Origin of the sequence: Massilia solisilvae (genome assembly GCF_024753215.1) — a bacterium.
Taxonomy (GTDB): domain Bacteria; phylum Pseudomonadota; class Gammaproteobacteria; order Burkholderiales; family Burkholderiaceae_D; genus Telluria; species Telluria solisilvae.
This window is the reverse complement of record NZ_JANUGV010000002.1, coordinates 510,605-524,944: the sequence shown is the minus strand read 5'-3', so window position 1 is coordinate 524,944 and position 14,340 is coordinate 510,605. Positions and strand designations below refer to the sequence as shown.

Genomic DNA, 14,340 nt, shown 5'->3' with positions numbered 1-14,340 from the left:
GCCAGGCGACTGTACAGCGAACGGCAAAAAGGCAGCGCCCGCCTACTCGGGCGGACGGCCCTCGTGCATCGCCCCCTTGAGCTGCTGGCGCAGCTGCGGCGTGTCCTCGTGCCCGTGCACCTTCACGGCGTGCTGGGCGGCCACGTCGAGCAGCTCGCTTTCGCTGTCGGCCGCGATGGTGACGCTGCACTTCTTCTCGCTCGGAAACTCGCGGCAGTCGATGTATTTGCGTGCCATGATGCCCTCCTGTCAGGCCGGTTCCGCAAGCGCAGTATAGGTCCCGGCGGCGCGACTTCAAGCATCAGGGAGAAACGATGAACGAAGCAGTGACAATCGACGAGCACGATCACCTGCGCGGCCCACGCGAGGCGCAAGTCGTGATCGTGGAGTACGGCGACTTCCAGTGCCCGTTCACCGCGCGTGCGTACGCGGCACTGGACGACCTGGGCGAGCGCCTTGGCGACGACCTGTGCCTGGCCTACCGGCACTTCCCGCTGCCCAAGCATCCGTTCGCCGAACTGGCGGCGGAGGCGGCCGAAGCGGCGGCGGCGCAGGGCAAGTTCTGGGAGATGCACGACGCCCTGTTCGAGCACCAGGACAAGATCAACCCCGAAACGCTGGTCGTGCTGGCCGAGAGCATCGACCTGGACATCAACCGTTTTCGGGACGAGATGCTGGCGCGGCATTACCGGCCGCGGGTGCTGGGCGATGCGGCGCGCGCGCGGCGCGAAGGAGTGGACCAGACGCCGACCCTGTTCATCAACGGGGAGCGCTACCGGGGCGACTCGGACGAGCTGTCGCTGGCCAAAGGGATCGAGCAGGCGCTGGCACGCAGGTAGCGTGGGCGGGTTTCCCGCCCACGCGCTCAACTGGTGCGTGCACGGCCGACAAGGCAACGCCCCTGCCGGCTGGACGCGTGGGCAGCGGAGCTGCCCACCCTACGGATCAGTGCGCGGGTTCAGCAGCCGGCGCAGCCAATACCGCCGTTTCCGGCTTGGCCACCGGCGCCACCTGCGCCGCACGCACCGCGGCCGGCGCGTGCGCCATCTCGGGCGACTTGATCGCGATCCAGCCCGCCGCCGGCAGCAAGGGCACCAGCAGCAACGCGACGATGTTGATGATCTTGATGAGCGGGTTCACCGCTGGCCCCGCCGTGTCCTTGTACGGGTCGCCCACGGTGTCGCCGGTCACGGCCGCCTTGTGCGACTCGGAACCCTTGCCGCCGTAGTTGCCGTCCTCGATATACTTCTTGGCGTTATCCCACGCGCCGCCGCCGGTGGTCATCGAGATCGCAACGAACAGGCCGGTGATGATCGTGCCCATCAAGAGCCCGCCCAGCGCGGCCGGCCCGAGCAGCATGCCGACCAAAATCGGCACCGCGACCGGCAGCAGCGACGGCAGCACCATTTCCTTGATGGCCGAGGCGGTCAGCATGTCCACCGCCTTGTCGTATTCGGGCTTGCCGGTGCCGGCCATGATGCCGATGATTTCCTTGAACTGGCGGCGCACCTCGATCACCACCGCGCCCGCCGCGCGGCCCACCGCTTCCATCGCCAGCGCGCCGAACAGGTAGGGAATCAGGCCGCCGATGAACAGGCCCACGATCACCATCGGGTTGGACAGCTCGAACACGATCGTCTTGCCGGTCGACTCGAGCGCGTGGGTGTAGTCGGCAAACAGCACCAGCGCGGCCAGGCCCGCCGAGCCAATCGCATAGCCCTTGGTGACGGCCTTGGTGGTGTTGCCCACCGCGTCGAGCGGGTCGGTGATGGCGCGCACGGACTCGGGCATGCCGCTCATCTCGGCAATGCCGCCGGCGTTGTCGGTGATGGGACCGTAGGCGTCGAGCGCGACGATGATGCCAGCCATCGACAGCATCGAGGTGGCGGCCACGGCAATGCCGTACAGCTCGCCCAGCTGGTAGGCCAGCAGGATCGCGGCGCACACCACCAGCACAGGATAGGCGGTGGACTTCATCGACACACCCAGGCCGGCGATGATGTTGGTGCCGTGGCCGGTTGTCGAGGCCTCGGCAATGTGGCGCACCGGCTTGAAGTCGGTGCCGGTGTAGTACTCGGTGATGTAGACCATGAGGCCGGTGAGCACGATGCCGACCACCGCGCAGCCCATCATGCGCATGCGCATGGCTTCGTCCTGCCACAGCATCCAGGTGACGACCGCAAAGCCGATCAGGGACAGGCCGGCGGCCCACCACAGCCCGGTGTACAGCGCGGACATGATCTTTTTGCCCGGCTTGGCCTTGACCATCGAGCAGCCGACGATCGAGCCCAGGATCGACACCGCGCCCAGCAGCATCGGGTACAGGATCGCCTCGTTGGAGGCGCCGGTGACCATCAACGCGCCCAGCAGCATGGTGGCGATCAGCGTGACCACGTAGGTCTCGAACAGGTCGGCCGCCATGCCGGCGCAGTCGCCCACGTTGTCGCCCACGTTGTCGGCGATCACGGCCGGGTTGCGCGGGTCATCCTCGGGAATGCCGGCCTCCACCTTGCCGACCAGGTCGGCGCCCACGTCGGCGCCCTTGGTGAAGATGCCGCCGCCCAGGCGGGCGAAAATGGAAATGAGGGACGCGCCGAAGGCCAGGCCGACCAGCGGCTTGATCACGTCATGGCGGGTCACGTTGGGGTCGGTGGCCTGCGCGATCAGCATCCAGTAGAACAGCGTCACGCCCAAGAGGCCCAGGCCGACCACCAGCATGCCGGTGATCGCGCCACCCTTGAACGCGACGTCGAGCGCCTCGTTCATGCCCTTGGAGGCGGCCTGCGCGGTGCGCACGTTGGCGCGCACCGACACGTTCATGCCGATGAAGCCACAGGCGCCGGAGAGCACGGCGCCGATGAAGAAGCCGAGCGCGGTCTGGCCGCCCAACAGCGCATAGATCGCCACCAGCAGCACCACGCCGACAATGCCGATGGTGCGGTACTGGCGTGCCAGGTAGGCCGACGCGCCTTCCTGGATCGCCTGCGAGATTTCCTGCATGCGGGCGTTGCCGCCGTCCTGGCGCAGGATCCAGCTGCGCGACCAGAGCCCATAAAGCACCGCGATGACGCCACAAGCAACCGCAAAACCTAAAAGATTTGCTGCCATTTCGTCCCCTTAGTTCTTTTATCAAGTAACACAAACACACACTTCGACAGACCGCTGCCTCTCTTTCCAGGACCGGCGGCCAACCTTACTGCGTACTGCAACACTTTGATGTCAAAACACTGGTGCGACGGATGGCAGCGGCGTCATCCGGACAAAAAAAAGCGGACAGGTTGTCCGCTTTTTGTTCGCTTACTCGGAAAGCGCGGCAAAAGCCGCGTCGCGTACCTGTTCGACCGGGCCGACGCCCGAGATCTTGCGGTACTTGGGCGCGCCGGGCTGGCCCGATTGCGCCCACTTGTTGTAGTAGCCCAGCAGCACCTCGGTTTGGGTGTGGTAGACCTGCAGGCGCTTCTTGACGGTCTCTTCCTTGTCGTCGTCGCGCTGCACCAGCGGTTCGCCGGTGAGGTCGTCCACGCCATCGACCTTGGGCGGGTTGAACTTGGTGTGGTACACGCGGCCCGACGCCGGGTGGCTGCGGCGGCCGCTCATGCGCTCGATGATCAGGTCGTCGGGCACGTCGATTTCAAGCACGTAGTCGATCGCCACGCCGCTGTCCTTCATGGCGTCGGCCTGGGCGATGGTACGCGGGAAGCCGTCGAACAGGTAGCCGTTGGCGCAATCCGCCTCTTGCAGGCGCGCTTTCACCAGGCCGATGATGATGTCGTCCGACACCAGCTGGCCGGCGTCCATCACCTTTTTGGCAGCCAGGCCCAGCTCGGTGCCGGCCTTGATCGCGGCGCGCAGCATGTCGCCGGTGGAGATCTGCGGGATGTTGTATTTTTCCTTGATAAAGTTCGCCTGGGTGCCTTTGCCGGCGCCGGGAGCCCCTAACAGAATGAGACGCATGAAGATTCCTAAAACGGATTTGAAAAACGGTTAGCTTGTCGCCGCATGGGCGTGATGCATATTTGAATACTTGATACGAAACTTACCACAAAAGTCAGCGAATGAGCACTAGACCACGGTCGGGCATTTTTACTTTTGAGATGCCGCAGGCGTGCTCGAATGTGACTGGAAGTGGCTCAGGATGCAAACTGCAGCCGTACCCGCGCCAGGTCCTCCGGCGTGTCCACCCCGGCCGGCGGGGCGCTCGCGGTCACGTGCACCGCGATCGGATAACCGTGCCAGAGCACGCGCAACTGTTCGAGCGCCTCGATGCGCTCCAGCGGAGCTGGCTCGAGCTTGGGATAGGCCTGCAGAAAAGCGTTGCTGTACGCATACAATCCGATGTGGCGCAGCGGCGCGTAGCCGGGCGGCAGCGCCTCGCGGCTGGCGGCAAAACCGTCGCGATGCCAGGGGATGGTGGCACGCGAGAAGTACAGCGCGCGGCCGGCCTTGTCCAAGACCACCTTGACCACGTTCGGGTTGAACACATCGGCCACGTCGACGATCGGGTGGGCGCAGGTGGCCATCGGCACGTCGGCCGAAATGCGCGCGGCGCAGGCGGCCAGGAGGGCCGGATCGATCAGCGGTTCGTCGCCCTGCAGGTTGACCACCACCGCGTCGGGCGCGAGGCCGATTTTCGCGGCCACCTCGGCGATGCGGTCGCTGCCGGATTCGTGGTCGGCTCGCGTCATGCAGGCCTCTACCCCATGCGCCTCGCATGCGGCGAGGATGTCGGCATGGTCGGTGGCCACGATGACGCGCGCGGCGCCGGAATCGCGTGCGCGTTCGGCCACGCGCACCACCATCGGTTTACCGCCAAGATCCGCCAGCGGCTTGTTCGGCAGCCGGGTCGAGGCCAGGCGCGCCGGGATGATGACGGTGAAACTCATTGTGGCTCGACCCGCCTTGCCTGGTCGGCCCACATGATCGGAATGCCGTCGCGGATCGGATAGGCCAGGCGGTCGGCGCGGCAGATCAGCTCTTGCGCCTTTTTGTCGTATTCGAGCGGTCCCTTGCACAGCGGGCAGACCAGGATATCAAGCAGTCGGGCATCCACGACATTTCTCCACAATTTGTTCGGCCAGCGCGGCATCGATATGCGCCGCCACCGGCACGACCCACAGGCGCGGGTCGTTCTTCAGGTTTTCAATCTGCCCACATTTTACTGCATCCTTCTCGGTGATCAGGATGACATCGGCGCGCACGCCATCGAAAGGCGCATCGCGAAAGTCGTGATGGTCGGGCAGCGGCAGTTCAATGATGGCCAGGCCCGCCGCGCGCAGCATGGCGAAGAAGCGGCCTGGGTTGCCGATGCCGGCGGCGGCGACGATGCGTTGGCCGGACAGCCGGGCCAGCGGCACGCGTTGCGCGGGGTTGGCCAGCTGCTCGGCATACTCGCCCACCAGGCGCATGCGGTGCGGGGCGCCGCCGACGGCGGTCGCCAGCTGTGGCGTGATCTCGGGCGCGTTCACGACCGTGAAATCGCGGCGGCGGGCGCGCGGCTCGCGCAAGGGACCGGCGGGCAGCAGCCAGCCGTTGCCCACGCCGCGGCCATCGAACAGCACGATTTCGATGTCGCGCGCGAGCGCATAGTGCTGCAGGCCGTCGTCGGCAATCAGGACGTCCACCTCGGGGTGGGCCGTCAGCAGTGCCCTTCCCGCCAGCGCGCGTGCGCGGCCGACCACGACCGGGCACCCGGCGCGGCGTGCGATCAGCAGCGGCTCGTCGCCGGCGTCCAGAGCGTCCGATTGCGGCGTCACTTCGCGCGCGTGTTCGGCGCTGGCGCCGTGCCCGCGCGAGATCACGCCAGGCGTGAAGCCGGCGGCGCGCAGCGTCTCGACCAGCCAGATGGTGAGCGGGGTCTTGCCGGTGCCGCCGATGAAGATGTTGCCGACCACGATGACCGGCACCGGAAGGCGCTCGGATTTGAACAGGCCTGCGCCGTACAGGCCCGCGCGCGTGGCGGCGATGGCGCCGAACAGCTGCGAGACGGGCCACAGTGCGCAGGCGAGCGGGCCGCGGTGCAGCCAGGCGCGGGTCAGCATCGATTCAAGCGACATGGGAATCGCCTGATGCAGCAAAACCGTCGTCCCGGCGAAAGCCGGGACCCATGCTGAGGTACCGAAGTCGCACACTCAGCATGGGTCCCGGCGTTCGCCGGGACGACGGGTGGCTGGAGGTCACGGCTACTGCTTCCCGCCCGTCTGCGCCGCAAACGTCAGCTTGTCGTACCCGGCCACGCGCGCCGCCTCCAGCACGTTGATCACCATCTGGTGCATGGCGAACTGGTCGGCATTGACGATGACCACCGGGCTTTGCGCCGGCTGCGCCAGCGGCTTGCCGTCCGGGCCGGTCGCTGCCGCGTGCTTCAGGTCCTCGGCCAGTCCCTGCACGCTGTGAAAGGACACCGGCACGCCGTTGACGGTGTAGTTGCCCTTGGCGTCCACGGTCACGTTGATCTCGAACGGCTTGTCCACCGCCTTCTCGGCCTCGGCCGTGGGCAGCGTGATCTGCAGCTCGGTGAACTTGCTGTAGGTGGTGGTGACCATCAGGAAGATCAGCACCACCAGCAGCACGTCGATGAACGGAATCAGGTTGATCTCGGGGTCCTCGCGCTTGCGGCCCCGGCGAAAGTCCATCATTTGCGGGCACCGTGCACGACATCGACAAACTTCACCGCCTGCAGCTCCATGTCCATGATGAAGGTGTCCACCAGCGCGCGGAAGTGACGGTAGAACACCAGCGCCGGCATGGCGATCGCCAGGCCAAAGCCGGTGTTGTACAGCGCCACCGAAATGCCGTGCGCCAGCTGGGCCGGGTTGGTGCCGGTCGCGTTCTGGGCGCCGAAGATCTCGATCATGCCGACCACCGTACCGAACAGGCCCATCAGCGGGGCGAGCGAGGCGATCGTGCCCAGCGTGGTGAGGAAACGTTCGAGCATGTGCGCCACGCCCCTGCCCGCTTCCTCGATCGATTCCTTCATCACGTCGCGCGGCGCGTCGACGTTGCGCAGTGCCGCTGCCAGCACCGTGCCCAGCGGCGAGTTCTGTTCCAGGCGCTGCACCACCTCGGGCGTTACCTTGCCGTTGTGATAGACGCGGATCACTTCATCGAGCAGCGCGCGCGGCAGGATCTTTTCGCGGCGCAGGTAGATCAGGCGCTCGATGATCAGCGCCAGTGCAACGATCGAGGCAATCAACAACAGCCAGATGGGCCAGCCTGCGGCTTGGAGAATGGCGAGCAAAACGAACTCCTGAGGGGTAAAAAATCCAATTCGGCAATGTAACGTGTTGCCCGCGCGGGAGCAAGACCAGTTCTGCACATCTTTTGTGGATAAGACTGTGACCAAGAACGTGCCATGCGCCAAGCATATTGATTCTTAAAGGAAAATTCTGCGTGCTCGAAATGGAGGCAGGGTCTGGAACGGGAAACGGAACATGCTTTCCGCCCTGCCGGCGGGGTCGCCCGCGGATTTTCCGGTGCGCTGGCGCGGGTCAGAAGTTCTCAGTTGCAAACAACTTCTGTGGATAATGTTGTGAGCAAGGACCGCCGCACAATTGCATCTCCTTGATTTCTCAGGAAAATTCGTTCTCGCCCAAAAATATGGCAGGATTTTTTATCTCCCCCGGGCAGTTTTCAGTTCGCAGGTTTCTCACAATTTTTGTGGACAAGATTGTGAGCAAGGCCCCGCACACGATTCCAAGTTGTTGATTTCTCGCAATAAATCCTTTGAGCTGAAATTTGTGGCAGGATGGCTGGCTGAGCGTTTTCCACCAAAACCGCGGCTTTCTCACAATTTTTGTGGAAAAGACTGTGAGCAAGGACATTGAGCAGGATCAAAGTGTCTGATTCCAAAAGGAAAAACAGCCGCGCTCAAAATTTGTGCAAGCGGCAGTTTTCCACAGTTCGCAGCCTTTCCCATCACCTTTCCCGGCCATATCCATGCTGTTTTTCAAGGCAACCTGGATAACTCATCCCGGTTTTCACACATTCTGTGGAAAAGGATGTGAGCAAGGATTAAGTTCGCGTGACAAGCCATTGATTCAAAAGGAAGAAGTGGCGCAGGCCCAAATTTTGGGCACGTCCCAGGCTGGCTGGCGCCGATGCAGCGGCGCGGCCGCTGTGGACCCTCCCGCGCAACAGCGACGGCGGGCCTGCGCTGCATTCCCCTCTGTACAGACAGGGCTTTTGCACATCTTTTGTGGACAAGATTGTGAGCAACAACCGATGCGTTAGGGCAAGCTCTTGATTCAGTTAGGAAATTTCTCCATGCCCCGTTTTTAGGCATCATGCATGGCGCTGCTCACTTTTTGCGCAAGTCAGGGGTAGCGCACCGGCCGGCCGACCGTCTCCGGTAGCGGAATGAACTCGGTCTCGCCCGGCACCGGCGGAAAAGCCATCTTGCGCCAGTCCTCGCGCGCCTGTTCGATGCGCTCCTCGGAACTGGCCACGAAATTCCAGGACAGGTAGCGCGGGCCATCCATCGGTTCGCCGCCCAGCAGCATGACCCGTGCGGCTTTGCCGCCATGCGCGGCCAGCGTGACCGCGGCCTTCGGCTTGAGCACCAAGAGTTGCCCCGCCGCGAACACGCCGTCGCGCCCCAGATCGAGTTCGCCCTCGACGACGTACAGCGCCTGCTCGCTGTACTCGGCCGGCATGGCGATGCGTGCGCCCGGCTGCAGGTTCAGGTCCACGTAGAACATGTCCGACAGCGTCGGCACCGGCGAGCGCTGCCCGAAAAAGCTGCCGGCAACGATGCGCGCGCTGGCGCCCTCGCCTTCGACCACCGGCAACTCGTGCGCGCCGGTGTGCGAGAACGTGGGCGCGGTTTCCTCGTGCTGGCGCGGCAGCGCCACCCAGCATTGCAGGCCAAACAGCGAGGATCCCGCACCGCGCAGCTCCTGCGCGGTGCGCTCGGAATGGACGATGCCGCGGCCGGCCGTCATCCAGTTCACTTCGCCGGGGCGGATCGGCTGCACGCTGCCCAGGCTGTCGCGGTGCAGGATCTCGCCCTCGAACAAATAGGTGACGGTCGCCAGGCAAATGTGCGGATGCGGACGCACGTCCAGGCCGCGGCCGGGCTGGAACACGTGCGGCCCCATCTGGTCGAGGAACACGAACGGCCCCACCATGCGCTTGTCGCGGCTGGGCAAGGCGCGCCGCACCTTGAACTGATCGCCCAGGTCGTGCACAGGTGGTACCACCACCACGTCGAGTGCGCTTTCATTGTCCATGCCAGCTCCCTTGTATTGTTGGATGATGTAGCAATGTACCGCGAAAACCGGACAGCGCGCTGCCGGCCAAAAAATCCTTGCCGGTTCGGCCCGGATATGACATAAGCACCAGCAAACCATTCGCCCGATACCCATGCAGACGCCCCACGATTCCGACCCCGCCTACGCCGCACCGCAGGTGCTTTCCGTCACCGCGCTCAACCAGCAGGTTGCGCGCCTGCTCGAGCGCAGCTTCCCGCTGGTGTGGATCGGCGGCGAAATTTCCAACTTCACGCGCGCCGCCTCCGGGCACTGGTACTTCACGCTCAAGGACGACGCGGCCCAGGTGCGCGCCGTGATGTTCCGCGGCCGCGCCCAGTTCGCCGGCTTCATCCCGCGCGAGGGCGACAAGGTCGAGGTGCGCGCGCTGGTCACGCTGTACGGCGCGCGCGGCGACTACCAGATCAATGTCGAGGCGATCCGGCGCGCGGGCGTGGGCGAGCTGTACGAAAAATTCCTGCGCCTGAAGGAAAAGCTGGCGGCGCAAGGGCTGTTCGACCAGGACCGCAAGCGCGCGCTGCCGCTCTTCACGCGCAGCATCGGCATCGTCACCAGCCCGCAGGCCGCCGCGCTGCGCGACGTGCTGACCGCGCTGCGCCGCCGCGCGCCGCACGTGAACATCGTGCTCTACCCGGCGCCGGTGCAGGGCCAGTTCGCCGCCGACAAGATCGCGGAAAGCATCATGACCGCCTCGCGCCGCGCCGAGGTGGATGTGCTGCTGGTGTGCCGCGGCGGCGGCTCGATCGAGGACCTGTGGTGCTTTAACGAAGAGTGCGTGGCGCGCGCCATTGCGGCCTGCGCGATTCCCGTGATCTCGGGCGTGGGCCACGAGACCGATTTCACCATCGCCGACTTTGCGGCCGACCTGCGCGCGGCCACGCCCACCGCCGCCGCCGAGCTGGCGGCCACCCCGCGCGCCGACTGGATGGCGTCGCTTGCGGCCGACGCCGGCGACCTGCGGCGCGCCATGCAGCGCATCCTGTCCGAGGCCAACCAGGGCCTGGACAGCTACAGCCGGCGCCTCTTGAGCCCGTCGGCGCAGATCGCGCACCAGCGCCTGAAGCTGCGCTCGATGGCGGCGGCGATGACGCATGCGCTGCACGTGCCGATGAACCGCCAGGGGCTGCAACTGGCCCAGCTGCGCCAGCGCTGGGCGCGCCACCGGCCGGACGTGCGCGCGCTGCGCGAAAAGATCGTGTCCGAACAGCGCCACCTGAACACCAGCATCTGCAACCAGGTCCGGCAGCGGCGCGAGCTGCTGGCCGCGCTGGCCGCGCAGCTGGAACTGCTCAATCCGCAGCGCACGCTCGAACGCGGCTACGCGATCGTGCGCGACGCCAAGGGCCGCATCCTGCGCGACCCGGCCAACATCAAGGTACGCGAAACGCTCACCGTGCGGCTGGCCGACGGCAGTGCCGAGGTCGGCGTGGCCAGCGTGCAGAGCCTGTTGTAGGGAGGGCAGATTCTGCCCACGCGCCCAAACCGTGCATGCGTGACCCCGAACGCCCACCCTGCCCATCCGTTTCCGGCGCGAAGCAAATATGCAACGTTTTCCCATCCGGTTTAGAATATGCCCCGTTTCGGGAGAACCGACTCGTTTCCAACCAATCAAGGACAAGACATGGAACATACTCTGCCGCCGCTTCCTTACGCGAAAAACGCACTCGCCCCGACGATGTCGGAAGAAACGCTGGAATACCACTACGGTAAGCACCACCAGGCGTATGTCACCAACCTGAACAACCTGATCAAGGGCACCGAGTTCGAGAACCTGTCGCTGGAAGAAATCATCAAGAAGTCCTCGGGCGGCGTGTTCAACAACTCGGCCCAGGTCTGGAACCACACCTTCTTCTGGAACTGCATGAAGCCCAACGGCGGCGGCGCGCCGACCGGCCAGGTCGCCGACGCGATCAACGCCAAGTGGGGCTCGTTCGACAAGTTCAAGGAAGAATTCCAGAAGTCGGCCGTGGGCAACTTCGGTTCGGGCTGGACCTGGCTGGTGAAAAAGCCGGACGGCACCGTTGACATCGTCAACACCTCGAACGCCGGCACCCCGCTGACCACCGACAACAAGCCGCTGCTGACCGTGGACGTCTGGGAGCACGCCTACTACATCGACTACCGCAACGCGCGTCCGAAGTTCGTCGAAAGCTGGTGGAACATCGTCAACTGGGACTTCGTGAACCAGAACATGGCCTAAGCTTCGCCGCCGCAGCAGCACCTCGCATACGGCCCGCCTCGGCGGGCCGTGTCGTTTCCGCAGCCCGGCGCGCCAAGCCGCTCACTTCACGTACACTGGCAGCACGTTTGGCCAGATGGCCCGTTTGTCGCGGGCCGCATGCATCCGGGGTGCGAGATGGTGTTTGCAGGCGAACCGCTCGACGTGCTCCCCTTGTGGGCGCTTCTCATCGCGATCATGCTGCTGGTGCTGGTGTCGATCGAAGGCGGCTACCGGCTCGGCAAATTCGTTGGGCGACCCGAACAGGAGAAGGACACTGCGCTCGGGGAAATGGTCGGCGCCACGCTGGGTTTGCTGGCCTTCCTGCTCGCCTTTACCTTCGGCCTGGCGGCCTCGCGCTTCGACACCCGCAGGGAGCTCGTGCTGGACGAAGCCAACGCAATCGGCACAACCTATCTGCGCGCCGCCATGCTGCCCGAAGGCGGCGACGAGCTGCGCGCGCTGCTGCGCCAGTACGTGGACCTGCGGCTGGCCGCGACCGATCCGCATCAGATGCAGCAACTGATCCACCGCTCCGAGCTGCTGCAAACCCGCCTGTGGGAACGGAGCATTCCCATCGCCGCCAGGCACCCCGATTCCATCGTGGCCGGGCTGTTTGTGCAATCGCTCAACGAGATGATCGACATCCATGCCAAGCGGCTGGCCCACGGGCGAAACCGCATTGCGCCGGCGATCTGGGCCGCGCTGTATGGCGTCACCGTGTTGTCGTTCGCGGCGCTGGGCTACCACGCGGGCCTTGCGCGCGGGCGCAGGTCGCCCGCGGTCTTGCCGGTCGCCTTCACGTTCGCCGTCGTGATCGGCCTGATCGCGGACCTGGACCGTCCGCGCGAAGGCGTGCTGACCGTGAGCCAGCAGCCGCTGCTCGACTTGCGCCAGTCGATGAACCCGCCGCCCTGATCCGGGCGCACCCGGTTCATGTTACGCTTGTCACGTTAGCGGCCCGCCCAAGCGCGGGCCGTGTGATTTTTTGTGGAGAAGACGGTATGGTCATTGTGACGCACGGGGGCAAGTTTCACGCGGACGACGCATGGGCAGTGGCGACACTGGCTGTGCTGTTTCCCGATGCGGACGTCGTGCGCACGCGCGACCCGGCCACCGTTGCGGGCGCCGACTTTGCAATCGACGTGGGCGGCATCTGGGACCCCGCCACCGGCCGCTTCGACCATCACCAGAAAGGGTTTTCCGCAACCCGCCAGGACGGCGTGCCCTACGCCAGCGCCGGCCTGGTCTGGAAAGAGTACGGCGCCCGCTGCGTGGTCGCGTTGGCCGCGGCCCACGCCGGCCAGCAACTGTCCGCCGAGACGGCACAACAGATCGCCTACGCCATCGATGCCGACATCGTCCAATACCTCGACCTGGCCGACGTCGGCGCGGCGAAGAGCGCGCCTGGCGGCTACGGGCTGTCGGCGGTGATTTCCGGTTTCAATCCGAACTGGCTGGACGAACAGCGGCTCGGCTACGGCGAGGCGGCCGAGGCGTTCCGGATGAGCCAGTTCAGGCGCGCGATGGCGGTGCTGGTCGACGTGATGGTCAATGCCGTCAAGTACCGGGTCGGCGCGGCGCTCGCGGTCGACCAGGTGCGCCAGGCGCAGGTGCTGGAAGACGGCAGGCTGCTGTTCGTTGCCAACAGCGCGCTGCCGTGGGCCACCGTCGTGCGCAAGGAAATGCCGAAGGTGCTGTTCGTCATCAGCCACAACCTCAGCGAGCAGCGCTACATGCTGCACACGGTGCCGGCAACTGCCGATACCTTCGAGGCGCGCGCCGACCTGCCCGCGCCGTGGGCCGGTCTGCGCGGCGCCGAGCTCGCGGCGGTGACCGGCGTGCCCGATGCCGGCTTCTGCCACAACGGCCGGTTCATTGCCGCGGCCGGCTCGTATGCGGGCATCCTGGCCATGGCCCGTCAGGCCTTACAGAGCGTGCCGGACGCACAGTGACGAGCATTGATCCTTCGCTGAACAGGCCGCCTGAATACGTTGCACACTTCGTCCGGCCCGAGGTCGGGCCAGCGAGCGAACTCATGCACGGCGGGTATTGACGCCCGCAAATGTGTCTTAAAACTGTAACGCTTTGTCCAAGGCGGTCGGCAAATGCGCTTTTTGGTTATTGCTCGCATACAATGACAGGTTCAAGGAGGAGAGCATGTATCGAGTGATGTTGGTCGAGGACGACGCGCGGCTTGCCGAGCTCGTTACTGAATACCTGTCCGGCTACGAATTTGCCGTTGAAGTCGTCACGCGTGGCGATCAGGCGGTCGAGCGCTTCAAGGCGATCGCGCCGGACGTGGTGGTGCTCGACCTCATGCTGCCGGGCCTGGACGGAATGGTGGTGTGCCGCCAGATCCGCGACCAGTCCGAGGTGCCGATCCTGATCCTGACCGCGCGCGAGGATTCGTACGATGAGGTGTCCGGCCTGGAACAGGGCGCGGACGATTTCGTCAACAAGCCGGTGCAGCCGCGCGTGCTGCTGGCGCGCCTGCGCGCCCTGCTGCGGCGCGCCCAGGGCAAGACCAGCGTGGACGCGCGCGTGCTCGAATTCGGCACCCTGCGCATCTCAACCACCGACCGCAGCGTCGCCTGGCGCGGCCAGCCGTGCGTGCTGTCCAATACCGAGTACAAGCTGCTGCTGGTGCTGGCCGAATCGGCCGGCCGTGTGCTGTCGCGCGATGCGCTGCTCAAGAAAATGCGCGGGATCGAGTTCGATGGCCTGGACCGCAGCATCGACAACTCCATCTCCAAGCTGCGCCGCAAGTTCGAAGACGCCGACTCCGAGAAGATCAAGACGGTGTGGGGCGAAGGCTACCTGTTCTCGCCCTCGGCGTGGAACTGAAGGCGCCGA

The 14,340-nt window shown here is 65.2% G+C and carries 15 protein-coding genes; 6 read left to right on the top strand and 9 right to left on the bottom strand.

Going from position 1 to position 14,340, the window contains the following annotated elements:
- Positions 1-42: 42 nt before the first annotated feature.
- The gene (locus NX773_RS10575) at positions 43-237 is read right to left on the bottom strand and encodes a DUF1059 domain-containing protein (RefSeq protein ID WP_258822343.1); all 195 of its coding nucleotides are present in this window, start codon (positions 235-237) and stop codon (positions 43-45) included.
- Positions 238-314: 77 nt separating this feature from the next.
- Here NX773_RS10575 and NX773_RS10570 point away from each other — a divergent pair, with 77 nt between their 5' ends.
- A complete protein-coding gene (locus NX773_RS10570) occupies positions 315-839 on the top strand; it encodes a DsbA family protein (RefSeq protein WP_258856290.1) in 525 nt (174 codons plus the stop codon).
- Positions 840-945: 106 nt separating this feature from the next.
- Here NX773_RS10570 and NX773_RS10565 read toward each other — a convergent pair whose 3' ends face one another.
- The 8 genes from NX773_RS10565 to NX773_RS10530 form a co-directional block, all read right to left on the bottom strand.
- The gene (locus NX773_RS10565) at positions 946-3,108 is read right to left on the bottom strand and encodes a sodium-translocating pyrophosphatase (RefSeq protein WP_258856289.1); all 2,163 of its coding nucleotides are present in this window, start codon (positions 3,106-3,108) and stop codon (positions 946-948) included.
- A gap of 189 nt (positions 3,109-3,297) precedes the next feature.
- Positions 3,298-3,954: an adenylate kinase gene (gene adk / locus NX773_RS10560; RefSeq protein ID WP_258856288.1), complete on the bottom strand. Its 657-nt coding sequence runs from the start codon at positions 3,952-3,954 to the stop codon at positions 3,298-3,300.
- Between the two features lie 176 nt (positions 3,955-4,130).
- On the bottom strand, positions 4,131-4,883 hold the full coding sequence (kdsB, locus tag NX773_RS10555; RefSeq protein ID WP_258856287.1) for a 3-deoxy-manno-octulosonate cytidylyltransferase: 753 nt from the start codon (positions 4,881-4,883) through the stop codon (positions 4,131-4,133).
- A complete protein-coding gene (locus tag NX773_RS10550; RefSeq protein ID WP_258822348.1) occupies positions 4,880-5,050 on the bottom strand; it encodes a Trm112 family protein in 171 nt (56 codons plus the stop codon). The genes kdsB and NX773_RS10550 overlap by 4 nt, the downstream gene beginning before the upstream one ends.
- Positions 5,031-6,053, bottom strand: a complete 1,023-nt coding sequence (gene lpxK / locus NX773_RS10545; protein WP_258856286.1) for a tetraacyldisaccharide 4'-kinase — start codon at positions 6,051-6,053, stop codon at positions 5,031-5,033. Before lpxK ends, NX773_RS10550 begins: the two co-directional genes overlap by 20 nt.
- Positions 6,054-6,179: 126 nt before the next feature.
- Positions 6,180-6,632: an ExbD/TolR family protein gene (locus tag NX773_RS10540; protein ID WP_258856727.1), complete on the bottom strand. Its 453-nt coding sequence runs from the start codon at positions 6,630-6,632 to the stop codon at positions 6,180-6,182.
- Positions 6,632-7,237: a MotA/TolQ/ExbB proton channel family protein gene (locus NX773_RS10535; protein ID WP_258856285.1), complete on the bottom strand. Its 606-nt coding sequence runs from the start codon at positions 7,235-7,237 to the stop codon at positions 6,632-6,634. Before NX773_RS10535 ends, NX773_RS10540 begins: the two co-directional genes overlap by 1 nt.
- Before the next feature lie 1,075 nt (positions 7,238-8,312).
- Entirely contained in the window at positions 8,313-9,227 is a 915-nt protein-coding gene (locus NX773_RS10530) for a pirin family protein (RefSeq protein ID WP_258856284.1), read from the bottom strand.
- A gap of 133 nt (positions 9,228-9,360) precedes the next feature.
- Between NX773_RS10530 and xseA the strand changes: the two genes are divergently transcribed.
- The 5 genes from xseA (at position 9,361) to NX773_RS10505 (ending at position 14,331) form a co-directional block, all read left to right on the top strand.
- A complete protein-coding gene (gene xseA / locus NX773_RS10525; protein WP_258856283.1) occupies positions 9,361-10,719 on the top strand; it encodes an exodeoxyribonuclease VII large subunit in 1,359 nt (452 codons plus the stop codon).
- 168 nt (positions 10,720-10,887) lie between these two features.
- The gene (locus tag NX773_RS10520; protein ID WP_258856282.1) at positions 10,888-11,466 is read left to right on the top strand and encodes a superoxide dismutase; all 579 of its coding nucleotides are present in this window, start codon (positions 10,888-10,890) and stop codon (positions 11,464-11,466) included.
- Positions 11,467-11,622: 156 nt separating this feature from the next.
- Entirely contained in the window at positions 11,623-12,402 is a 780-nt protein-coding gene (locus tag NX773_RS10515) for a bestrophin-like domain (protein ID WP_258856281.1), read from the top strand.
- Positions 12,403-12,488: 86 nt separating this feature from the next.
- Positions 12,489-13,439, top strand: coding sequence for an MYG1 family protein (locus tag NX773_RS10510; protein WP_258856280.1), 951 nt, complete (start codon positions 12,489-12,491; stop codon positions 13,437-13,439).
- Between the two features lie 205 nt (positions 13,440-13,644).
- Entirely contained in the window at positions 13,645-14,331 is a 687-nt protein-coding gene (locus tag NX773_RS10505) for a response regulator (RefSeq protein ID WP_258856279.1), read from the top strand.
- Positions 14,332-14,340 lie beyond the last annotated feature (9 nt).

What these genes read in the sequence shown, in the direction of transcription:
- NX773_RS10570 (WP_258856290.1), top strand. Translation starts at nt 315, where the DNA reads ATGAACGAAGCAGTGACAATCGACGAGCACGATCACCTGCGCGGCCCA.
- NX773_RS10510 (WP_258856280.1), top strand. Translation starts at nt 12,489, where the DNA reads ATGGTCATTGTGACGCACGGGGGCAAGTTTCACGCGGACGACGCATGG.
- kdsB (WP_258856287.1), bottom strand. Translation starts at nt 4,883, where the DNA reads ATGAGTTTCACCGTCATCATCCCGGCGCGCCTGGCCTCGACCCGGCTG.
- xseA (WP_258856283.1), top strand. Translation starts at nt 9,361, where the DNA reads ATGCAGACGCCCCACGATTCCGACCCCGCCTACGCCGCACCGCAGGTG.
- lpxK (WP_258856286.1), bottom strand. Translation starts at nt 6,053, where the DNA reads ATGTCGCTTGAATCGATGCTGACCCGCGCCTGGCTGCACCGCGGCCCG.
- NX773_RS10505 (WP_258856279.1), top strand. Translation starts at nt 13,645, where the DNA reads ATGTATCGAGTGATGTTGGTCGAGGACGACGCGCGGCTTGCCGAGCTC.
- NX773_RS10515 (WP_258856281.1), top strand. Translation starts at nt 11,623, where the DNA reads ATGGTGTTTGCAGGCGAACCGCTCGACGTGCTCCCCTTGTGGGCGCTT.
- NX773_RS10575 (WP_258822343.1), bottom strand. Translation starts at nt 237, where the DNA reads ATGGCACGCAAATACATCGACTGCCGCGAGTTTCCGAGCGAGAAGAAG.
- adk (WP_258856288.1), bottom strand. Translation starts at nt 3,954, where the DNA reads ATGCGTCTCATTCTGTTAGGGGCTCCCGGCGCCGGCAAAGGCACCCAG.
- NX773_RS10520 (WP_258856282.1), top strand. Translation starts at nt 10,888, where the DNA reads ATGGAACATACTCTGCCGCCGCTTCCTTACGCGAAAAACGCACTCGCC.
- NX773_RS10565 (WP_258856289.1), bottom strand. Translation starts at nt 3,108, where the DNA reads ATGGCAGCAAATCTTTTAGGTTTTGCGGTTGCTTGTGGCGTCATCGCG.
- NX773_RS10540 (WP_258856727.1), bottom strand. Translation starts at nt 6,632, where the DNA reads ATGGACTTTCGCCGGGGCCGCAAGCGCGAGGACCCCGAGATCAACCTG.
- NX773_RS10530 (WP_258856284.1), bottom strand. Translation starts at nt 9,227, where the DNA reads ATGGACAATGAAAGCGCACTCGACGTGGTGGTGGTACCACCTGTGCAC.